This window comes from Bradyrhizobium sp. 62B, assembly GCF_030272265.2.
GTDB lineage: Bacteria > Pseudomonadota > Alphaproteobacteria > Rhizobiales > Xanthobacteraceae > Bradyrhizobium.
This window is the reverse complement of record NZ_CP092841.2, coordinates 2,849,006-2,868,442: the sequence shown is the minus strand read 5'-3', so window position 1 is coordinate 2,868,442 and position 19,437 is coordinate 2,849,006. Positions and strand designations below refer to the sequence as shown.

At 64.7% G+C, this 19,437-nt stretch carries 21 protein-coding genes; 9 read left to right on the top strand and 12 right to left on the bottom strand.

The window, feature by feature from the left end; all coding sequences use genetic code 11:
- The first annotated feature begins 267 nt into the window (after window positions 1–267).
- Window positions 268–1,239 carry a hypothetical protein gene (locus ML401_RS13365; RefSeq protein WP_285812192.1) on the top strand — a complete coding sequence of 324 codons (972 nt, stop codon included), beginning with the start codon at window positions 268–270 and terminating at the stop codon, window positions 1,237–1,239.
- Window positions 1,240–1,273: 34 nt separating this feature from the next.
- Here ML401_RS13365 and ML401_RS13360 read toward each other — a convergent pair whose 3' ends face one another.
- Window positions 1,274–1,417: a hypothetical protein gene (locus ML401_RS13360; RefSeq protein WP_194407481.1), complete on the bottom strand. Its 144-nt coding sequence runs from the start codon at window positions 1,415–1,417 to the stop codon at window positions 1,274–1,276.
- Between the two features lie 64 nt (window positions 1,418–1,481).
- Here ML401_RS13360 and ML401_RS13355 point away from each other — a divergent pair, with 64 nt between their 5' ends.
- Complete coding sequence (locus tag ML401_RS13355; RefSeq protein WP_285812191.1) at window positions 1,482–1,841, top strand: hypothetical protein; 360 nt, start codon at window positions 1,482–1,484, stop codon at window positions 1,839–1,841.
- 13 nt (window positions 1,842–1,854) lie between these two features.
- On the opposite strand, the gene ML401_RS13350 is transcribed toward ML401_RS13355, so the two are convergent.
- The gene (locus tag ML401_RS13350) at window positions 1,855–2,484 is read right to left on the bottom strand and encodes a ParB-like protein (RefSeq protein ID WP_211418170.1); all 630 of its coding nucleotides are present in this window, start codon (window positions 2,482–2,484) and stop codon (window positions 1,855–1,857) included.
- 326 nt (window positions 2,485–2,810) lie between these two features.
- Here ML401_RS13350 and ML401_RS13345 point away from each other — a divergent pair, with 326 nt between their 5' ends.
- The 6 genes from ML401_RS13345 (at window position 2,811) to ML401_RS13320 (ending at window position 7,585) form a co-directional block, all read left to right on the top strand.
- Window positions 2,811–3,152, top strand: coding sequence for a hypothetical protein (locus tag ML401_RS13345; protein ID WP_194407477.1), 342 nt, complete (start codon window positions 2,811–2,813; stop codon window positions 3,150–3,152).
- A gap of 222 nt (window positions 3,153–3,374) precedes the next feature.
- A complete protein-coding gene (locus ML401_RS13340) occupies window positions 3,375–3,662 on the top strand; it encodes an acyl carrier protein (protein ID WP_007592476.1) in 288 nt (95 codons plus the stop codon).
- A gap of 10 nt (window positions 3,663–3,672) precedes the next feature.
- Window positions 3,673–4,143 (top strand): 3-hydroxyacyl-ACP dehydratase FabZ family protein, encoded by a 471-nt coding sequence (locus ML401_RS13335; protein WP_194407476.1) that lies wholly within the window; start codon window positions 3,673–3,675, stop codon window positions 4,141–4,143.
- Window positions 4,140–5,345, top strand: coding sequence for a beta-ketoacyl-ACP synthase (locus ML401_RS13330; protein WP_194407475.1), 1,206 nt, complete (start codon window positions 4,140–4,142; stop codon window positions 5,343–5,345). The genes ML401_RS13335 and ML401_RS13330 overlap by 4 nt, the downstream gene beginning before the upstream one ends.
- A gap of 18 nt (window positions 5,346–5,363) precedes the next feature.
- A complete protein-coding gene (locus ML401_RS13325) occupies window positions 5,364–6,641 on the top strand; it encodes a beta-ketoacyl-ACP synthase (protein WP_194407474.1) in 1,278 nt (425 codons plus the stop codon).
- 11 nt (window positions 6,642–6,652) lie between these two features.
- A complete protein-coding gene (locus ML401_RS13320) occupies window positions 6,653–7,585 on the top strand; it encodes a lipid A biosynthesis lauroyl acyltransferase (RefSeq protein WP_212066777.1) in 933 nt (310 codons plus the stop codon).
- Between the two features lie 32 nt (window positions 7,586–7,617).
- On the opposite strand, the gene ML401_RS13315 is transcribed toward ML401_RS13320, so the two are convergent.
- The 7 genes from ML401_RS13315 to ML401_RS13285 form a co-directional block, all read right to left on the bottom strand.
- Window positions 7,618–8,742, bottom strand: a complete 1,125-nt coding sequence (locus ML401_RS13315) for a polyamine ABC transporter substrate-binding protein (protein WP_285812190.1) — start codon at window positions 8,740–8,742, stop codon at window positions 7,618–7,620.
- 7 nt (window positions 8,743–8,749) lie between these two features.
- Window positions 8,750–9,928, bottom strand: coding sequence for an aminotransferase (locus tag ML401_RS13310; protein ID WP_212067188.1), 1,179 nt, complete (start codon window positions 9,926–9,928; stop codon window positions 8,750–8,752).
- Window positions 9,929–9,949: 21 nt separating this feature from the next.
- Window positions 9,950–10,276, bottom strand: a complete 327-nt coding sequence (locus ML401_RS13305) for a rhodanese-like domain-containing protein (protein WP_194407471.1) — start codon at window positions 10,274–10,276, stop codon at window positions 9,950–9,952.
- A gap of 159 nt (window positions 10,277–10,435) precedes the next feature.
- Window positions 10,436–12,364, bottom strand: a complete 1,929-nt coding sequence (locus tag ML401_RS13300) for a potassium transporter Kup (protein WP_194407470.1) — start codon at window positions 12,362–12,364, stop codon at window positions 10,436–10,438.
- 140 nt (window positions 12,365–12,504) lie between these two features.
- Complete coding sequence (locus ML401_RS13295; protein ID WP_194407469.1) at window positions 12,505–14,403, bottom strand: potassium transporter Kup; 1,899 nt, start codon at window positions 14,401–14,403, stop codon at window positions 12,505–12,507.
- A gap of 212 nt (window positions 14,404–14,615) precedes the next feature.
- Window positions 14,616–15,446 (bottom strand): flagellar motor protein MotB, encoded by an 831-nt coding sequence (locus ML401_RS13290; protein ID WP_194407468.1) that lies wholly within the window; start codon window positions 15,444–15,446, stop codon window positions 14,616–14,618.
- A gap of 24 nt (window positions 15,447–15,470) precedes the next feature.
- Complete coding sequence (locus ML401_RS13285) at window positions 15,471–16,244, bottom strand: motility protein A (protein ID WP_063195489.1); 774 nt, start codon at window positions 16,242–16,244, stop codon at window positions 15,471–15,473.
- A 299-nt stretch (window positions 16,245–16,543) separates the two neighbouring features.
- Here ML401_RS13285 and ML401_RS13280 point away from each other — a divergent pair, with 299 nt between their 5' ends.
- A complete protein-coding gene (locus ML401_RS13280) occupies window positions 16,544–16,837 on the top strand; it encodes a hypothetical protein (protein WP_285812189.1) in 294 nt (97 codons plus the stop codon).
- Between the two features lie 14 nt (window positions 16,838–16,851).
- On the opposite strand, the gene ML401_RS13275 is transcribed toward ML401_RS13280, so the two are convergent.
- The 3 genes from ML401_RS13275 to ML401_RS13265 all read right to left on the bottom strand — a co-directional run bounded on the left by ML401_RS13275 (window position 16,852) and on the right by ML401_RS13265 (window position 19,364).
- A complete protein-coding gene (locus ML401_RS13275; protein WP_194407466.1) occupies window positions 16,852–17,571 on the bottom strand; it encodes an RraA family protein in 720 nt (239 codons plus the stop codon).
- A 123-nt stretch (window positions 17,572–17,694) separates the two neighbouring features.
- Window positions 17,695–18,579: a phosphatidylcholine/phosphatidylserine synthase gene (locus tag ML401_RS13270; protein WP_211418178.1), complete on the bottom strand. Its 885-nt coding sequence runs from the start codon at window positions 18,577–18,579 to the stop codon at window positions 17,695–17,697.
- Window positions 18,580–18,665: 86 nt separating this feature from the next.
- Window positions 18,666–19,364 carry a phosphatidylserine decarboxylase gene (locus ML401_RS13265; protein ID WP_212066787.1) on the bottom strand — a complete coding sequence of 233 codons (699 nt, stop codon included), beginning with the start codon at window positions 19,362–19,364 and terminating at the stop codon, window positions 18,666–18,668.
- Window positions 19,365–19,437: the final 73 nt, after the last annotated feature.

The following is a 19,437-nucleotide window of genomic DNA, read 5'->3' as shown; positions in this document are numbered from 1 at the left end:
GTCCGGTGAACCGCTTGCTTTATGACATGTCCACGACCAGCACGGCCGGATGATCGGCGTGTGACTCGCATGCGAAATGACGCCGCCAGCGGGAACTAAAATTCGCGCCCGACGGGAACCACAACGATTTCACAATCGAAAACGTTTTATTAAGAGTCTCGCCCGTTACTAGCGCAAACACTTCGGCACAACCTGCGCAGTTTCCGTCACCACCGCGGACGGAGACGCCGACGAGTCGTGCCTGCAAAACGAAAAGGGCGCCCTCTCATGAACCTGCGAGCATCGATCATCGCGACATGCGTTGGCGCGGCATTCCTCGGGGTTGGCTACGTCTGGAACTACCAGCCCGACATCGTCAATCCCGATGAAATATGGAGCATGTTTCAATCCGAGCATCGCATGGCCCGAGCGGCGGTCTCTCGCATGCTCATCGAGCCGCATTCAGCTCACTTCAGCGGTCTGCGAACGGTCGAGGCAGACACTGCGAGATACGTATGCGGCGCCGTGAACGCGAAGAACAAGGCGGGCCACGCGATCGATGCCGCGTTCGTCTACACCGTGGCCAGCGACTTCGCCCGGGTCGACGACGAAGGCCGGATCACCTCCCAACACTTTCCATACAAATCGTGCCCAGCGGCAACCGACGTCAGGACTGCCGAACAGCAAATGCCGATATCCCCCGGCGCGCTGGCGGCGGCCAAGGTCATCGGGAAGGTCATTCCCCAATCCAGCGGCGGGACGATGGAGCAACAGCTTGGCCAACTGGCCGCGCAGACAACAGCCGTCGCACCGGCTGCGGGAGGCTCGTCGGGTCCGGCGGGGACAAGACCGGCCGCAACGGGACTGACGGGGATGGGACTGACCGGGACGGGAATGGCTGGGACGGGACTGGCGCCGGCAGGACAGCCTTCAACTTCGCCGAAGGCTGTCCCGGACACCGAACTCACCTGGCAGGCCGATCGGCCGCCGGTCGCATGGCCGGCGCTCCCCACAGGCCAATGCCCGGCGAAATCGATGCAACCGCGGACGGCCGCTGAAGCCCTGGCTCTTGCAAAGGAGATCGAGGCCCGCTGGGAGCAGTCGAGAACATTGCAGCCCCCGACGAAACGTGTGTCGTCGGAAGAGATCAGAACAGCACGCTGTGCGCTTCTTGCGATCGATCCCGCGGACAAGGACTATCCGCAGGCCTGGGCAGCCTTCGTGCGGCTGCGCAACATCGATCGCGCACTGGCCGGTTAAAGCCATACGCTTGCCCGCGCAAGGCGCGATGCCGCTATTGCTTCGCCATCAACTCGAGCGCCGGAGCAAAGCGCTCGGCGAACGTCAATGTCTTGGCGTGATGAACTGCGGCAAAGGATGCCGAGATTCCTGCCGAAGCAACCGCGAGCAAGGCAACTACGAAAACCAGACGGCGCATGTTCGCCTCCTGTGTGAGCTCGACTCCTCCAAAGGATGGGACGGCTCTGTTTCAGGACGGTTTCGTGGGTGAGGAAATTGATTTCGCTCAAGCGGCTGTGATGAGATTCGGCTTATCTGGGCGCGTGCCGCAACTACCTAATAATGGTCGACGTGTTTTTGTAGCGGAGCGCGAGCATTGTCGGGAATTCCACACCCGCGGCCACGATCCTAAGCACTGCAGCGACAAGCAGCATTCGCTGGAATGGGAGTTATCGAGGACTATTCAAATGAAGATCGTGATCCAGAAGCTCAATGGCCTGTGGCACCTCATCGTCGGGTCGTGCCAGATCCGAACGCCCTTCCTGGACACCCAGGACCGCGCCCTGGTGATCACCTACGCCCGCCGCGCCTACCCAGGCGCCAGGATATTCCAGCGCGACTGACGAACGGTCGCCTCTAATCATCGTCCTCCGGACCGCACCAGCCGGGCAGATAGATCGCATCCTTGCTCTTGGCTGCCGACATCGCCTTCTCGAGGGCCTTGTCGAAATCGCCCTCCACCACCTTGCGCGAGACTTTTCGGCGCAGGAAGTCGGCCCACAGGAACTCTGAGAACGGCGTCGTGTCCTTGGCAAAGCCGCCCATGCGGCGCAATTCGCCGGCAAGGCTGCGGAACGGATCGTCCTTGAGATCGGCGATCGATTTCGGCAGGTCGCGGAAGCGCTGCCGCTCCCCCTTGGCGTCGTAAGGATAGACCCAGCGCTTGTTGTCCATCACGCCCCAGAACGCCTCGCGCTCGACCATGCGGAGGTCGCCGACGATGGTCACCAGCACCTCCTTGACGCCTTCGTCGTGCAGCGCGCGGCCGAGATGATGGTGGTCGATCACGTAGTAGCGCGCGTCGGGGCCGTAGACGACGGGGATCATGTGCTTGCCGAGCAGATCGGCCTGCTTCTTCTTGTCATGCTCGCGCCAGCGCTTGCGCTTCTCCTTGACCTCCCGCATGCCGACCGTCATCTGCGTCGGCCGGAGCGACAGGATCGGAACCGGATGCACTCTCGGCTCGCGCGCGTTGGTCGTGGTCATGGTCGAAGCCCCTCGCATGGATGCAACTGACGTTCAGGTTCCCAACTATGCCATGGGCCCTGCAGCGGCAAAACGTGCTCGGAAGGACGACGGGATCACAAGCCGATGTAGACGGACACGAAGGCACGAAGTCCCTGGCTGTCGCTGTGCCCGTTGTTGCAACGCAACCCTCGCGTCGCGCGGGGGACGTGACCGCGAACGCTCCGCGCCGCTCCATGCACAAATAGTGCTAGCGCTCGATTACACGCCGGAATTGAGAAGATTTTCTGCAACGCGTTCATCCCGTGTGCTATCAAAAACCGCTGCTTCGGAGTGACCCCCGCCCCATGACGACCCAGCGGCCCATAAGCTCTGACGACGAGCACCGGGTGCTCCAGTTCAGGCCGCGCACCTCGCCTTCCCCGTCGGTCCGCCACGGTAGCGGTACCGTACAGCCGTTGCGCGTCGCGCCCGAACCGCTCGACCTTTCACGCTACGAGCAGCCCCGCGCCGAGCCGGACGATTTCCGTCATCGCATGCTCGCCAATATCGCAGCGCTAGCCTTCACCATCGCGCTGACCGCCATCGGAATCTGGCTCGCGGTCAGCATTGCGGACCTGCGCCGGACCCAGGATTGCGTGCTGATGGGCCGTCGCGACTGCGTCAAGATCACAACCCCGCATATCTAGGCCCGATCCGCCGGCCAGCCCGGCCGAAGGGGGCTCCGGCGGGCATCCCCAACCCCGTCTCCTCGCCTGCCCGGCTCCATTGAACTCAGGGCGGCGCTCCGATATACGGGCTTTCGACCCGGCCAGAGGGGGGTTTGAGGGCGTCATCAGGGGCGCGATGCCCACCCACCGTGCCACTCTGGACAATCTGACAAATATCCGCAATATATCAAAGGCTTAGTGATGTCTTCCACATTCGATCAGGTCGCCACGATCATCGCTGAAACCTGCGACATCCCGCGCGACACGATCACGCCGGATAGCCATGCCATCGACGATCTCGGCATCGACAGCCTCGATTTCCTCGACATCGCGTTCGCGATCGACAAACAGTTCGGCATCAAGCTGCCACTGGAAAAGTGGACCCAGGAGGTCAACGACGGCAAGGCGACCACCGAGCAGTATTTCGTGCTGAAGAACCTGTGCGCCCGCATCGACGAACTGGTTGCGGCCAAGGGCGCGAGCGCGTAAGCGCGCGGCCATGCAACTCGAATACTTCCACATGATCGATCGCATCGTCGACCTCAAGGTCGACGAGAAGACGATCGTCGTCGAAGCCCAGGTCCCGAAGGAGAGCACCATCTTCGAGGGGCACTTCCCGGGTTACCCCTTGATGCCCGGCGTGCTCCTGATCGAATCGATGGCGCAGGCTTCGGGCTGGCTTCAGCTCGGCGTGTTCAAGTTCGAGCGCATGCCGATCCTTGCCGCCGTGAAGGAGGCCAAGGTCCGCGGCTCGGTCTTCCCCGGCGATCTCATGAGCATCGAGGCGAGCCTCACCTATGAAGGCTCCGGCTATGCCATGACCGAGGCCAAGATCAAGGTCGGCGGCAAGCTGCGCGCGAATTCGGCGCTGACCTTCACGCTGATCCCCTTCCCCAATGCGGATATGCGCGGATACATGGCGAAAGTCGCCGAGCGTGTCGGCTTTCCGCAACAGGCCGTATCGCCATGACTGACACTGCTTCGAAGCCCGGCCAGACGGAAGTCTGGATCACCGGCATTGGACTCGCAACCTCGCTCGGCGAGGGCCTCGACGCCAACTGGGCTGCGCTGTCCGAGAAGCGCATCAACGTCGACGAGAAGGGTTTTGCGCCCTACATCGTGCATCCCTTGATGCCCGTGACCTTCGACAGCCAGATCCCGAAGAAGGGCGACCAGCGCCAGATGGAAGCCTGGCAGCGCATCGGCACCTATGCCGCCGGCCTTGCGCTCGACTCCGCCGGGATCAAGGGCAACAAGGATATTCTGTCGAAGATCGACATGGTGGTGGCCGCGGGCGGCGGCGAGCGCGACCTCAATGTCGACACCGGCGTCCTGACGGCCGAGGCCAAGGGCGCGAACGCGCCCGGCTTTCTCAACGAACGGCTGATGAGCGATTTGCGCCCCACCTTGTTCCTGGCGCAGCTTTCCAACCTGCTCGCGGGCAACATCGCCATCGTGCACGGCCTCGGCGGCACCTCGCGCACCTTCATGGGCGAAGAGGTTGCGGGCGCGGATGCCGCCCGCATTGCGCTCGCGCGCATCGCCTCGGGCGAGAGCGACATTGCCCTCGTCGGCGGCTCGCACAACGGCGAGCGCAAGGACCTCATGGTCCTCTACGAATTCGGCGACTTCAACCTGAAGGACAAGTTTGCGCCGGTGTGGGCGCGCAAGGACCATCCCGGCTTCGCGCTCGGCTCGGCCGGCGCGTTCCTGGTGCTGGAATCGAAAGCGCATGCAGAGGCGCGCGGCGCCAAGCCGTTCGCAAGGCTGTCGAGCGTCGTTGCCGATCTCGCCCGGCGCAAGCAGCCCGGCGACATGGCCGCGACGCTGGAGCAGTTGTGGGCCAAGCTGCCCAGGCGCGAAGGCAAGGGCGCGATCATATCAGGCGCGACCGGCGCGGAGCCCGCGACGAGCGAAGAGCGCGGCTTCCTGAAAGCTCACGCCGACTTCCCGGTGCGTTCGACCGGTACCATGTTCGGCCACACCATGGAGACGCAATTCCCGCTCGGCATCGCGCTCGCTGCGCTGTCGATCTCGCGTGGTGCGCTGTTCCCGCCGAACGATTCCACGGGCACCGAGATTGAAATGCAGGGAGCGCCCACCCAGATTGTGGTGGTGGGAGCCGGACACTGGCGCGGCGAAGGCATGGCGCTGGTCGAGGCAGTTGGCTAGCTCACCCGGGGGATCGACATGACTGCACCACGCGACAAACTCGGGCGTCCCGTCGTCGTCGTCACCGGCATGGGCATCATGACCTCGCTCGGTGCCGGCAAGGCCGACAATTGGGCCAAGCTCGTCGCCGGCGAATCCGGCATCCGCACCATCACCCGCTTCCCGGTCGACGGCCTGAAGACCACGATGGCCGGCACGGTCGATTTCGTCAGCGTCGATCCGTTCTCCTCCACCGGTCTTTCCGAGCGGATGGCTGAATTGGTAACGGAGGAAGCGCTCGAGCAGGCCGGCATCGGCGCCAAGGCCGATTTCCCGGGTCCCCTGTTCCTGGCGGTCGCGCCGGTCGAGGTGGAATGGCCGCAGCGCCGCGAGCTCGGCCGCGCGGTCGGTGCGCCCGACTTCACCTATGACGATCTCTTGCGCATCTCCGGCGGCGGCAAGTACAGCGCCTATCATCACCGTTTCATGTTCGGCTCGGTCGCCGCCCACCTCGCCGAGACCTTCGGCACCAAGGGCTCGCCGATCTCGCTGTCGACCGCCTGCGCGTCCGGAGCCACCTCGATCCAACTCGGCGTCGAAGCGATCCGCCGCGGCGAGACCGATGCGGCGCTGTGCGTCGCGACCGACGGCACGGTGAATCCGGAGGCGCTGGTGCGCTTCTCGCTGCTCTCGGCGCTGTCGACCCAGAACGATCCGCCGCAGGCGGCCTCCCGCCCATTCTCCAAGAACCGCGACGGCTTCGTCATGGCCGAAGGCGCCGGCGCGCTCGTGCTGGAAAGCTATGAAGCGGCCACCGCGCGCGGCGCAAAGATCCTCGGCGTGATCGCCGGCTGCGGCGAGCTCACCGATTCCTTCCATCGCACCCGCTCCTCGCCCGACGGCAAGCCGATCATCGGCTGCATGAACAAGACGCTGGCCGATGCCGGCATGACGCCGGACCAGATCGACCACATCAACGCGCACGGCACCGCGACGCCCGAGAACGACAAGATGGAGTTCAACACGACATCGGCCGTGTTCGGCGAGCTCGCGCAGAAGATTCCGGTCACCTCCAACAAGTCGATGGTCGGCCACACCATCTCCGCGGCCGGCGCGGTCGAGGCGATCTTCTCGCTGCTCACGCTCGAGCATCAGCGTATCCCGCCGACGATCAATTACGAGACCCCGGATCCCACGATCCTGTTCAACGTGGTCGGCAACAAGGCGCGTGACGCCCGTGTCACCGCCGTCATGTCGAACTCGTTCGGCTTCGGCGGCCAGAACGCCTCGCTGATCCTGACCCGCGAACCGGCCTGACCGGACGTAGCATGGCGCTGATTCCTATCAGCACGAAGATTCGCGCGCGGAATGCAGCCAAATCGCTCAGCGGCAGCCTGATCGGAGCTGCCACGGTCGGCATGCTGCGCACCACGCGCTATTTCGATCCGGTCAAGACCTCGGACTTTTTCGCACGCGTCGTGAAAACGATCGGCCCGCGCCTGCGCGAGCACCGCATCGGCCGTGCCAACCTCACTGCCGCCTTTCCCGAGAAATCGCCGGAGGAGATCGAACAGATCCTGATGGGCGTGTGGGACAATCTCGGCCGCGTCGGCGCCGAATTCGCTCACATGGACCACGTCTGGGATTACGACCGCGCCCATCCGGAAAACAGCCGGATCGAGCTGCCCCAGCCCAGCATCGAACGGTTCGACCGCATCCGCGACGACGGCAAGCCGGCGCTGATCTTCGCCGCGCACCTCGCCAATTGGGAACTGCCGGCGCTCGCCGCGGTCGCGCATGGGCTGGACACTGCAATCCTCTACCGCCGCCCCAACATCGCCTCCGCCGACCGCATCATCCAGGAGATGCGCCAGGTCAACATGGGCACCCTGATCCCCGCAGGCCGCGACGCGCCATTGCGGCTCGCGCAGGCGCTGAGGGACGGCAAGCACGTCGCGATGCTGATCGACCAGTATCTGACCGGCGGCGTCGAGGTTACCTTCTTCGGCCGCAAGACCCGCGCCAATCCGATGCTGGCGCGCCTGCTGCGCCAGGTCGAATGCCCGATCCACGGCGTGCGCATCATCCGCAAGCCCGGCGGCCGCTTCGCCGCAGAGCTGACCGAAGAAGTGCAGCCGGTGCGCGATGCCGAGGGCAAGATCGACATCCAGGGCACGACCCAGGCCGTCACGAACGTGGTGGAAAGCTGGGTGCGCGAGCATCCTGAGCAGTGGTTGTGGCTGCATCGCAGGTGGCGGTAGCTGCCGTCACGGCAGGAGCCCGTGGCAGCCCTCTACCTTCCCGTCTTCACCCTGGTCCAGAGCCGGTTGATGATCCGCTGGGTCGCGGGCTCGCGCGCGGTGATGACGAACAGTTTTGAAAGCGTCGCCTCATCCGGATAGATGTTCCTGTCGTTCAGGATCTTCGGATCGACCAGCTTCTGGCTGGCGAGGTTGCCGTTGGCATATGACAAAAAGTCCGAGTTCTTGGCGGCAACATCCGGGCGGTAGAGATAGTTGATCAGCTCATAGGCTTCGCTGACGTTCTTGGCGTCCGCGGGGATCGCGAGATTGTCGAAGAACATCTGCGCCCCCTCCTTCGGGATGGCATAACCGATCTCGATCCCGCTGCTGTCGTCTTTCTTGGCCTCGGCCGCACGCGCGCGGGCCTGCATGATGTCGCCGGACCAGCCGACCACGAAGCAGATTTCGCCGGTGGCAAGCGCGCTGAGATATTCGGACGAGTGAAACTTGCGCACCGACGGGCGGACCTTGGCGACGACATCGGCAGCCTTCTCGAGGTCCGCCTGCTTGGTCGAGTTCGGATCGAGCCCGAGATAGTTCAGCGCCGCCGGGAAGATGTCATCGGCGGAGTCGAGCATGTGGACGCCGCAATCCTTGAACTTGGCGAGGTTCTCCGGCTTGAAGACGATGTCCCAGCTGTCGATCTTGGCATCGGCCCCAAGGATCTGCTTCACCTTGGCGACGTTGTAGCCGATGCCCGTGGTGCCCCACATGTAGTTCGCGGCGTAGACGTTGCCGGGGTCGTAGGTCGCAAGGTTCTTGGTCACCATGGGCCAGGCGTTGGCAAGGTTCGGCAGCTTGGCCTTGTCGAGCTTCTGGAAGATGTTGGCCTTGATCTGGCGTTGCAGGAAGTAGGCGGTGGGCACCACGACGTCGTAGCCGGACTTGCCGGCCATCAGGCGCGTCTCCAGCGTCTCGTTGGCATCGAAGGTGTCGTAGACCACCTTGATGCCGGTCTCCTTGGTGAAGGCCTCCAGGACATCCGGGGCCATGTAGTTGGACCAGTTGTAGAAGTTGACGACACGCTCCTCGGCGCGAACGGGGGCAGAGAGCAACGTCAACGCAGCGGCGAACGCGAGACCAAGGCGAAACCCCGGGCGGCTGGCATTCGTCATTGCTGTCTTACCTCTTGCGTCCGCGCACCGCGTCCGACAGCCGCTCCAGCGCGGTGTCCAGCGTCTGGTCCTTCTTGGCGAAGCAGAAACGCACCACTGAGGTCACCGGGTCTTGCTCGTAAAACGCCGAGACCGGGATCGCCGCAACCTTGTAGTCTTTCACGATCCGCCAGCAGAACTCGGTGTCGCTCTCGTTGAGCCCGAGCGGCGACAGGTCGACGGTGAGGAAGTAGGTGCCTTGCGACTTCAGCACGGGGAAGCCGAGGCTCTCCAGCCCCTTGGTCAGGCGGTCCCTGCTCCGCGTCAGGTCCTTGCGCATGGTCAGGAAGTAGTCGTCGGACTTGCCGAGGCCGTAAGCGACGGCGGCCTGCAGGTTCGGCGCGGTGGTGAAGGTCAGGAACTGGTGCACCTTGGCTGCGACGCGCAGCAGCGGCGGCGCGGCGCAGACGAAGCCGATCTTCCACCCCGTCAGTGAGAAGATCTTGCCCGCCGAGCCGACCTTGATGGTGCGCTCGCGCATGCCCGGGAGGGTGATCAGCGGAATGTGCTTGTGCTCGTCGAAGGTGACGTGCTCCCAGACCTCGTCGCAGATCGCGATGACGTCGAACTCCTGGCAATAGCGCGCCAGCAGCTCGAGGTCTTCGCGCGGATAGACCACCGCGGACGGATTCAAGGGATTGTTGAACAACACCGCCTTGGTCTTTGAATTGAAGACGCTTTTCAGCATGTCCTCATTCAGCCGCCAATGCGGCGGCTCGAGCCGGACCAGGCGCGGGATGCCGCCGGCCTGGCGGATGATCGGCAAGTAGGAATCATAGACCGGCTGGAAGCAGACCACCTCGTCGCCGGGCTGGACCACCGCGAGGATGGCCGAGGTCAGCGCCTCGGTGCCGCCCGATGTCACCATCACCTCGCTCATCGGATCGAGCTTGAGCCCGTGCCAATGGCCGTAATGGGTCGCGATCGCCTGGCGCAGCTCGGGCAGGCCCATCATCGAGGGGTACTGGTTGTAGCCGTTCAGCGAGGCCTCGGCCGCGGCGCGGCGGATGTCCTCGGGGCCGGGATCGTCAGGAAAACCCTGGCCGAGATTGATCGCATTGTTGTCGCGCGCGGCCTGCGACATCGCCTCGAAGATGGTGACGGGAAGGTCGGCGAAGACCTTGTTCAGCGAGGAGCTCTTTGACATCGAGTTGGACATTGGGCCCGATCAGCCGCCGACCTTGCTGGGGAGACCCGCCGCCTTCCAGCCGAGCATGCCGCCGGCCAAATGCTTGTCGTAAGGCAGGCCCGCCTCCTGGGCAGCGAGCGAAGCTGTCACCGAGCGCTTGCCCGAGCGGCAGGCGAACACGACCTCTTTGCCTTGGGGATCGGGGATCGCCTTGGGATCGAAGGTCGAGAGCGGCACGACGACGCCGTAAGGATAGGCCTCGGCTTGGACCTCGTTCGGCTCGCGCACGTCGACCAGCAGATAGCGCCCTTCCGCGACACCTTTGGAGACCTCGTCCGGGGTCAGATCCTGTACCTGGTTTGCCACATCATCCTCCAACGTCGCGGGGTCGCATGCCGGGGCGTCCCCGGCCGGCGGCAACCTCGCCTCTCGGGCGACGAAAATCAAGCGCTACAAAGGCTTGAGCCGCGCGGCGCAAGTTAAAGCTAAATCGCAGCGACTTGAAGTGCGGCGTTGGTCGCCTGCCTAGATCGCGACCTGGGTACCGACCTCGACCACGCGACCGCTCGGGATCTGGAAATAGTCCGTGGCGTCGTTGGCGGAGCGGCTGAGCGAGATGAACAACCGGTCCTGCCAGCGCGGCATGCCCGAATGCGCGGCAGGCTTCAGCGCCCGCCGCGACAGGAAGAACGAAGTCGACATGATGTCGAACTGCCAGCCGAGCTTGCGGGCGATCGCCAGGGCCTTCGGCACGTTGGGCGATTCCATGAAGCCGAACTTGAGCGTCACCTTGGAGAAGGTCGGCGAGATCTGCTCCAGCCTGACGCGCTCGGCCGGATCGATCCGCGGGGTCTGCGCCGTCTCGATGGTGAGAATGACGTTCTTCTCGTGCAGCACCTTGTAGTGTTTCAGACTATGCATCAGCGCGGTCGGCGCGCTGAGCGGGTCCGAGGTCAGGAACACGGCCGTGCCGGGCACGCGCTGCGGCGGCCGCTTCTCCAGCATCGCCACGAGGTCGGCGAGCGGGAACTCGAGCTTGCGGGACTTCTCGAACAGCAGGCGGCTGCCGCGCCGCCACGTGTACATCAGGATGATCATGAGCGCGCCGAGCGCCAGCGGCACCCAGCCGCCCTCGAACACCTTGAGCAGGTTCGCTGTGAGGAAGGTCAGGTCGAGGCACAGGAACGGGGCGATCAGTGCCGCGGCCGCAAGCGGCTTCCACTGCCAGCCCTTCCAGATCACGACAAAACCCATCATCGCCGTGACCACCATGGTCCCGGTGACGGAGATGCCGTAGGCCGAGGCCAGCGCGCTGGAAGAGCGGAACAACAGCACCAGCAACACCACCGCGACCAGCAGCAGCTGGTTGATACGGGGGATGAAGATCTGGCCGGAATGGGCTTCAGACGTATGGCGAATTTCGAAGCGCGGCAGCAGGCCGAGCTGGATCGCCTGGCGCGTCAGCGAATAGGCGCCGGTGATCACCGCCTGGCTGGCAATGACCGTCGCCATGGTGGCGAGCACGACCATGCAGCCCCGGAAGAAGCCTTGCGGGAAGAGCTGGAAGAACGGGCTCACGATCGCGCCGGGATCGCTGAGCACGAGCGCGCCCTGCCCCAGATAGTTGAGCGCCAGCGAGGGCAGCACGATCGAAAGCCAGGCGATCTGGATCGGCCGTTTGCCGAAATGGCCGAGATCGGCATAGAGCGCCTCCGCACCCGTGACCGCCAGGAACACGGCGCCCAGCGTCACGAAGCCGATGATGCCGTGGTGGAGCATGAAGGACACGGCGTAGAGCGGGTTCAGGGCCAGCAGCACCTGGGGCTGCTGGATGATCGGATGGATGGCCGCCGCCGCGATGACTGCGAACCAGACGCACATGATCGGACCGAAGAAGGCGGCGACGCGGGCGGTGCCGCGCGACTGCACGGCAAACAGGCAGACCAGGATCACCACCGTCAGCGGCACGATATAGGGCTCGAACCGCAGCGTGACGTCCTTCATGCCCTCGATCGCCGACAGCACCGAGAGCGCCGGCGTGATCACGGCATCGCCGTAGAACAGCGCGCCGGAGATAATGCCGAGCAGGACGATGGTGGCGCCCCCAGTGCCGACCGCACGCTGGGCCAGCGCCATCAGCGCCAGCGTGCCGCCCTCGCCATTGTTGTCGGCCCGGAGCAGGATCACGACGTATTTGAGCGTCACCACGACGATCAGCGCCCACAGGATCAGCGAGAGCACGCCGAGCACCGCGGCCGGCGTCGGCAGCCCCTCGGCGCCCGAGGCAGCCATCACCGCCTCGCGGAAGGCGTAGAGCGGGCTGGTGCCGATATCGCCATAGACGACCCCGATGCTGCCGAGGGTCAGCGCACCGAAACCAGCGGTCGTGTGGGCATCGCCATGCCCATTGGCCGCCGCCGTTTCCGGGGCGGAAATCGCTACGTCACTTGTCATGGGAGAGCCCAGTGGCCTCTAAAATGCTTCACTGCACAATGGCGGAAGAGCGCGCGGCTTATAGTCCTGCGCCGCCGGCATAGCCTAGCCTGATTCCGGGCCTTAGCCATGCAAATTTGCATAGATGCAGCAGTTGCGTTCTAGATGGTGACTTGGGTTCCGACTTCAACCACGCGCCCGGTGGGAATCTGGAAATAGTCCGTGGCATCGTTCGCCGACCGGCTGAGGGCAATGAACAAATGATCCTGCCACAGCGGCATGCCCGACTGCGCCGAGGCCTTCAGCGACCGTCGTGACACGAAGAATGACGTGGACATGATGTCGAACTGCCAGCCCTGCTTGCGCGCGATCGCGAGCGCCTTGGGCACGTTCGGCTGCTCCATGAAGCCGAAGCGCAGGCGGACCTTGGAGAACTTGTCGCTCACCTTTTCCATGCGGAAGCGCTCCGCCAAATCGACCCGCGGCGTGTGGGCGGTCTCGATGGTCAGGATCACGTTGTGCTCGTGCAGCACCTTGTTGTGCTTGAGATTGTGCAGCAGCGCGGTGGGGACGAACGAGGGATCGCTGGTCAGGAACACCGCGGTTCCCTTGACGATGTGCGGCGGCCGCTTCTCGAGGCTCCGGATCAGGTCGTCGAGCGGCACCTCAATCCGGCGCGTCTTCTGGATCAGAATCCCGGATCCCTTCCGCCAGGTCCAGATCGTTCCCGCCATGGCCACGCCGAACAGCAGCGGCACCCAGGCGCCTTCCAGCAGCTTCAGGAGATTGGCGCTAAAAAAGCTGATGTCGACCACGACGAAGGGCACGATCACGGCAGCAGCGGTGGCGGCGCGCCAGTTCCACAGCTTCCAGATCACGACGAAGCCCATGATGCCGTCGGCAACCATGGTGGTGGAGACTGCGATGCCGTAGGCCGAGGCCAGGTTGCTCGGGGTGTGAAACAGCAGCACCAGCAGCATCACACCGATCAGCAGCAGCCGGTTCACGCGCGGCAGATAGATCTGGCCGGCATGGGTCTCGGAGGTATAGCGGACCTCGAAGCGCGGCAGGAGACCAAGCTGCACCGCTTGATAGACCAGCGAATAGGCCCCAGTGATGACCGCCTGGCTCGCGATGACTGTCGCCGCGGTCGCAAGCCCGACGAGCGGCAGCACCAGACTCTCGGGCACCATGCGATAGAACGAGTGCTCGATCGCGCTGGGGTCGGACAGCACCAGCGCACCTTGCCCGAAATAGTTGATCAAGAGCGCGGGCAGCACGAAGAACATCCAGGCGAGCTGGATCGGCTTCCGCCCGAAATGGCCGAGATCGGCGTAAAGCGCCTCACCTCCGGTGACCGCCAGGAACACGGCACCGAGCGTCACGAGGCCGATCGTGCCGTGCGACAGCACGAACTGCACCGCGTAATAGGGATTGATCGCCGCCAGCACGGAGGGATCATCGACGATGTGGACGGCCCCCATCACGGCGATGACGGTGAACCAGATCACCATCACCGGTCCGAAGGCCGAGGCGACCAGCGCGGTCCCCTTGCTCTGGACCGCGAACAGCAACGCCAGAATGAGGACCGTGAGCGGCACGACATAGTGCTCGAACGCAGGAGTTGCGAGCTTGAGGCCTTCCACTGCCGATAGCACCGAGATCGCCGGCGTGATCATGGAATCGCCGATGAACATCGAAGCGCCGACCACGCCGAGGGCGAGCAGAACCCAGCTTCGCCGCCCGAGCGCACGCTGGCCGAGCGCCATCAGCGAGAGCGTGCCACCCTCCCCGTTATTGTCCGCGCGGAGCAGCAGCAGAACGTATTTGGCGGTGACGACGATTAAAAGCGCCCACAGGATCAGCGAGAGCACGCCGAGCACGATGACCCGCGAGACCGGCTCGCCATGGGCCGCGCCCTTGACCGCCTCGTGGAATGCGTAGAGCGGCGAGGTGCCGATATCGCCGAAGACGACGCCGATGCTCCCGAGCGTAAGGGCCCAAAAACCTGATGTGACCGGCCCTTCCTGGGTCTCGGCCTGTGTGATGCTCGCCGTCATGAAGGTGGAAAACGCTTCTTCCCTGGAATTGATCCGGCGCCTTTTGACGCTTCCGGCGCGCGTGTCAATCGGCGCGCCACCATAGCAGGCGCCGAGCCGGAAGCTGTGACACCGCAGCCACGCTTATCGTCAGCGCGACGACATGCCTCAGGTAAGATGGTAGCGCAAGGGAGCCTATTGGAAAACCGGTGCTCACCGTCTCCGGATCGTGCTCACGGCTTCAGATTCGGCGGCAGCGGCGGATCCTCGCGCATCAGGGTGATGGTCACCCGCCGGTTGGCCGCGAGCGAAGGATCGTCCGGAAACAGCGGCTGGGTGTCCGCCTTGCCGGAGACGGCGAAGATGTGCGACGGCGGCAGGCCCTCGCGTTCGAGGATCTGGCGCACGGCATTGGCGCGGTCCGCCGACAGGTCGAAGGCACCGTATTCGCTGCGGGTCGGCACGAAGCCGGCCGCGGTATGGCCGGCGATCGAGACGCGGAGCGGCGTGGCCTTGAGCGGGATAGCGAGCTTCTCGACCAGGCGGCGGGTGCGGTCATAGGGCACCTTGGAGCCGTCGGCGAACATCGAGCGGCCGTCCTGGTCGACGATCTCCAGGTTGAGCCCCTGCTTGGTCTCCTCGAACATGATGTGCTTGGACATCTCGGTCAGCTCCGGCATGTCCTGCAGCGCCTGGCGCAGCGAGGCTGCGGCGAGCGCGAAATTGCGGTCGACCTTGATCTTCGCGCCGGACGTCTTGTCGCGGTCTTCCTGGTCCGGCGTCGGCGTGTTGGAGGCATCCTCGGGCTGGATGTGGTCGACGTTCTTCAGCCGCGGGCGGGTCGGCAGACCGTCGGACTCGACGATGCCGGCATAGCGCGCTTCGCTCTGCACGCCGAAGGCATCGCGCATCGAGCCGGCGACGATCTTCAGCTTGTTGGCGTCCTGCGTCGAGAACGCGACGAGCATCACGAAGAAGCTCATCATCAGGCCCATGAGGTCGGCGAAGGTCACGAACCAGCCGTGACCGCCTCCATGCGCATCCCCGCGTTTCTTCTTGGCCATGGCTGAAAATCCCGGCGGGCGGTCTTACGCCGGCACCGGCTCGCCCTCGGCGTGACGATGCTTCTCCGGCAGGTAGGCCAGCAGCATTTCGCGCACGAGCGTCGGGCTCTTGGAGTCGCGGATCATCAGGATGCCGTCGATGATCAGCGTGCGATTGGTCTCTTCATCCAGCAGCTTGCCGTGCAGCTTGTCGGCGATCGGCAGACAGAACAGGTTCGCGACCAGCGCGCCGTAGAGCGTGGCGAGCAGCGCAGTCGCCATGAACGGGCCGAGCTTGGAGGGGTCGGTCATGTTGGCGAACATCTGCACCATGCCGATCAGGGTGCCGATCATGCCGAACGCCGGGGCGCAGTCGCCGATGGCGCGGTAGATCTTGCTGCCTTCGTCGAGGTGCATGAGGAAGTTGTCGCGGTCGCGCTCGAGATTGTCGCGGATGAAGTCGAGGTCGTACCCGTCGGCGACGTAGCGAATGCCCTTGGCGAGGAACGGCTCGTCGGTCTCGACCTTTTCGAGGCCGACGGGGCCCTGCTTGCGGGCGATCTCGGCGATGCGGGCGAGCTCGTCGACGAGGTCGTGGGCGGACAGGCGGCTCATGGTGAAGGCGAACTTGGCGCCGAGCGGAAGGCCGTGCAGGAGTGCCGAGAGCGGAAAGCGGATCATGGTGGCGGAGATCGAGCCGCCGAAGATGATGATCATCGCATGTTCGGAGATGAACATGTGCAGGTCGCCGCCCATGAAGATCATCGCGGTGATGACGATGATGCCCGCCGTGAGCCCGACGCTCGTCATGATATCCATGGGATACTCCAACGCGTACGCAACAACGGCCGTCCTGGCCGCTGGCGCGGCCCAACCCCGAACCGCATCGGAAACCCTAGAGCGCCGCCCTTAAAGCCGCGTAAAGGTTAAGTCCGGACAGCGCAGTAGGCGCCGCTGGAGGCGTGCCGATTGCCGTCCTGCGATAGGAATTTCAACACTTCGCTAACCATACCGGCGGCAACCGGACGCCCTGCCGCTGCGGCCCTGCGCCACATCGAGGCCATGGAGCCTTTGGTGTCATGTAGCAGCACCGCATACCGATCGCGGGAGCCATCGCCATGTTGACGCTGTTCAGTCTTCTCACCGCGCTGCCTGCGGTGTTGGCGCTCCACCTGCTCGAGCCGGAGCTCGTGCTGCCCGCCTTCAGCCTTGCGCTGTTTGCCGAGGCCGCCTTCGCGGTGATCGCAGCGCGCCTCATTCATCTCCCCGACAATGCGGACGGTCTCACGCTGTGGGACCTCGCCGGCGGCTTCACCCTGATCGGATGCGCCGCCGCGGTGTTTGGCGAGCCGGATCAGGCCGCGCTGTTTCTGACGGAACAAGGCAGCCTACGGCCGGCGTCGCGGCCGTAGGCCGTTCAGTCGCGTCAGTGAATTTCCGCCGAGCGCTTCAGCGCCGCCTTCAGCTTCTCCAGCGAGAAGTCTGGGCTGCGGGCGATCTCCAGGATCGGGGTCTCGCGGCGGCCGCAGAGTTCGGCGGCCTCGGGCAGCTTTGCGGCGATGTCGAGCGGGATGACGATGGCGCCGTGCTGATCGGCATGGATCAAGTCGTCCGACCTCACGGTCATGCCGGCAACGCGCACCTCGCCGCCAAAGCTTTCCGCATGCACCCAGGCATGGGACGGGCCGATCGAGCCGGCCAGGGCCTGGAAGCCCGGCGCCCATTGCGGAATGTCGCGGATCGAGCCGTCGGTGATGACGCCGAGGCAGCCGAGCGCCTTGTGCACGTTGCTCTGCACCTCGCCCCAGAACGCGCCGTAGCCGACGTCGGGGCCGTCGATGTCCTGGATCACCGAGATGCGCGGCCCATGGCCGGTGCCGACATATTCGTAATATTCGATGCGGCGCTTGGACTGCTCTTCGGGCGGAAGCGACGACTTCAGCACCGAGCGAATTGCGACCGTGCGGGCATAGCCGACGATCGGGGGCAGATCGGGAAACGGGCAGACCAGTTGCTTGGTGGTGTAGCCGATCAGCCGGCGCTCGGGCGCGACGATCTCCATGGCGTTGCAGATCGTCGGCGTGTCGTAGCGGCCCAGCGCTTCGAGCACGGAAGCGGGCAGCGGCCCGGTCGCTTTATCAGTCACGGCGTTCTCTCCCAGATTGGCGGCGGTTGATTGCGCGATGCCGCCGGCATCAGGGCGATATAGCCGAGATCGGGCCTCAACCCAACTCAGCACGCCTTCATGGCAGATATCCCCGAGAACCGCTCAGTGCAGCCGTCCGGGCCGGTCGTCGTCCTCGTGGGGCGGCTCCGACAAATTCGCCAGCGTCGGCGCCGAAGGCGGTGACGAGACCTCGCCGTCCGCCGGCCCGGCCGATTCCAACGCACGCGCCTGGTCGCGATAGGATTTGTAGCCGAGCGGCAAGGCGAGAAGATACAGAACCGTGCCGATCGACAGCACATGCCAGGGATAGGCGATCAAGAGCGCGATGAAGACGATCACCGCGACGAACGCCGGCAGCACCAGCTCGGGCGGCACGCGCATGCGCTTGGTCTTGCCGGAGAACACCGGCAGGCGCGACACCATCAGGAAGGCGATCAGCAGCGTGTAGGCGGCGGTCAACCCTGCGGGCCAGCGCCCGAGATCGAGGAAGGCGACATAGATGGGGAGCAGCACGGTGATCGCACCGGCGGGCGCCGGCACGCCGGTGAAGAAATTGGCGGCGAAAGCCGGCTTGTTCGGGTCGTCCATCGTGGCGTTGAAGCGCGCAAGGCGCAGGCCGCCGGAAATCGCGAACACCATGGCGGCGATCCAGCCGGCATTGCCGAGCTCGTGCAGCTGCCAGAAATACAGCATCAGGCCGGGGGCGACGCCGAAATTGACGAAGTCGGCGAGGCTGTCGAGCTCGGCGCCGAACTTGGACTGGCCCTTGATCATGCGCGCGATGCGCCCGTCGATACCGTCGAGCGCGGCTGCGAACACGATGGCGTAGACGGCGAGCGACATCCGCCCTTCGATCGACAGGCGGATCGAGGTCAGGCCGGCGCAGATCGCCAGCAGCGTGATGACGTTCGGCACCAGCATCCGCACCGGAATCGGACGGAACCGCCGCCGGCGCGTATCGGGATATTTGAAGTCATAGGGCGTCATGGCTCGTCCTCACCTTGAGGCGAGATATAGCAAGCCGCGTCCCCCTCCGCCATTGCGGCGGAAGGCCCTCGTGGACCGACTATTGGTTAATTGGCGCGGAAGGCGCGGTTGGGGTCCTCGCCCGCGAGATCGGCCAAGATCGTCTCGCCGGCGATGGCGGTCTGCCCTTCCGAGACCAGCGCCCTGGTCCCCACGGGCAGATAGACGTCAAGCCGCGAGCCGAAGCGGATCAGACCGAAGCGCTCGCCGGCGCCGATCGCCTGGCCTTCCCTGACGAAGCAGACGATGCGCTTGGCGACGAGACCTGCGATCTGCACCACGCCGATCCGCGCCGTCGGCGTCGAGATGACCAGCGAGTTGCGCTCGTTGTCCTCGCTGGCCTTGTCGAGCTCGGCATTGATGAAGAGGCCGGGCCGGTAAGCGATGCGGTCCACCCTGCCCGCGACGGGCGCGCGGTTCACGTGGCAATTGAATACGCTCATGAACACCGAGATGCGCGGCAGCGGCCGGTCGCCGAGGCCCAGCTCGGCCGGCGGCAGCGCCATGGTGATCATCGAGACGCGGCCGTCGGCCGGCGACACCACCAGCCCCTCGCGCACCGGCGTCACGCGCACGGGATCGCGGAAGAACAGCGCGCACCACACGGTCAGGATCGTGCCGATCCAGCCCAGAGGCGACCACAGCCAGAACAGGATCAGGCTTGCCAGCGCAAAGCCGCCGATGAAGGGATAGCCCTCCTTGTGGATCGGCGGGATCTGACGCTGGATCGAATCGAGAATGGACATCGTTATCTGCCGCTCGGGGTTAATGGCGCGGATCGTCGCGCGGGCCTGTTTAGGCCAGAGTTGGGACCGGAGA

Excerpts from the sequence above, each read along its gene's own strand:
- ML401_RS13320 (WP_212066777.1), top strand. The coding sequence starts at position 6,653 with ATGGCGCTGATTCCTATCAGCACGAAGATTCGCGCGCGGAATGCAGCC.
- ML401_RS13315 (WP_285812190.1), bottom strand. The coding sequence starts at position 8,742 with ATGACGAATGCCAGCCGCCCGGGGTTTCGCCTTGGTCTCGCGTTCGCC.
- ML401_RS13270 (WP_211418178.1), bottom strand. The coding sequence starts at position 18,579 with ATGACGCCCTATGACTTCAAATATCCCGATACGCGCCGGCGGCGGTTC.
- ML401_RS13285 (WP_063195489.1), bottom strand. The coding sequence starts at position 16,244 with ATGGATATCATGACGAGCGTCGGGCTCACGGCGGGCATCATCGTCATC.
- ML401_RS13340 (WP_007592476.1), top strand. The coding sequence starts at position 3,375 with ATGTCTTCCACATTCGATCAGGTCGCCACGATCATCGCTGAAACCTGC.
- ML401_RS13295 (WP_194407469.1), bottom strand. The coding sequence starts at position 14,403 with ATGACGGCGAGCATCACACAGGCCGAGACCCAGGAAGGGCCGGTCACA.
- ML401_RS13330 (WP_194407475.1), top strand. The coding sequence starts at position 4,140 with ATGACTGACACTGCTTCGAAGCCCGGCCAGACGGAAGTCTGGATCACC.
- ML401_RS13310 (WP_212067188.1), bottom strand. The coding sequence starts at position 9,928 with ATGTCAAAGAGCTCCTCGCTGAACAAGGTCTTCGCCGACCTTCCCGTC.
- ML401_RS13325 (WP_194407474.1), top strand. The coding sequence starts at position 5,364 with ATGACTGCACCACGCGACAAACTCGGGCGTCCCGTCGTCGTCGTCACC.
- ML401_RS13365 (WP_285812192.1), top strand. The coding sequence starts at position 268 with ATGAACCTGCGAGCATCGATCATCGCGACATGCGTTGGCGCGGCATTC.
- ML401_RS13300 (WP_194407470.1), bottom strand. The coding sequence starts at position 12,364 with ATGACAAGTGACGTAGCGATTTCCGCCCCGGAAACGGCGGCGGCCAAT.
- ML401_RS13280 (WP_285812189.1), top strand. The coding sequence starts at position 16,544 with ATGTTGACGCTGTTCAGTCTTCTCACCGCGCTGCCTGCGGTGTTGGCG.
- ML401_RS13350 (WP_211418170.1), bottom strand. The coding sequence starts at position 2,484 with ATGACCACGACCAACGCGCGCGAGCCGAGAGTGCATCCGGTTCCGATC.
- ML401_RS13290 (WP_194407468.1), bottom strand. The coding sequence starts at position 15,446 with ATGGCCAAGAAGAAACGCGGGGATGCGCATGGAGGCGGTCACGGCTGG.
- ML401_RS13265 (WP_212066787.1), bottom strand. The coding sequence starts at position 19,364 with ATGTCCATTCTCGATTCGATCCAGCGTCAGATCCCGCCGATCCACAAG.
- ML401_RS13360 (WP_194407481.1), bottom strand. The coding sequence starts at position 1,417 with ATGCGCCGTCTGGTTTTCGTAGTTGCCTTGCTCGCGGTTGCTTCGGCA.
- ML401_RS13335 (WP_194407476.1), top strand. The coding sequence starts at position 3,673 with ATGCAACTCGAATACTTCCACATGATCGATCGCATCGTCGACCTCAAG.
- ML401_RS13345 (WP_194407477.1), top strand. The coding sequence starts at position 2,811 with ATGACGACCCAGCGGCCCATAAGCTCTGACGACGAGCACCGGGTGCTC.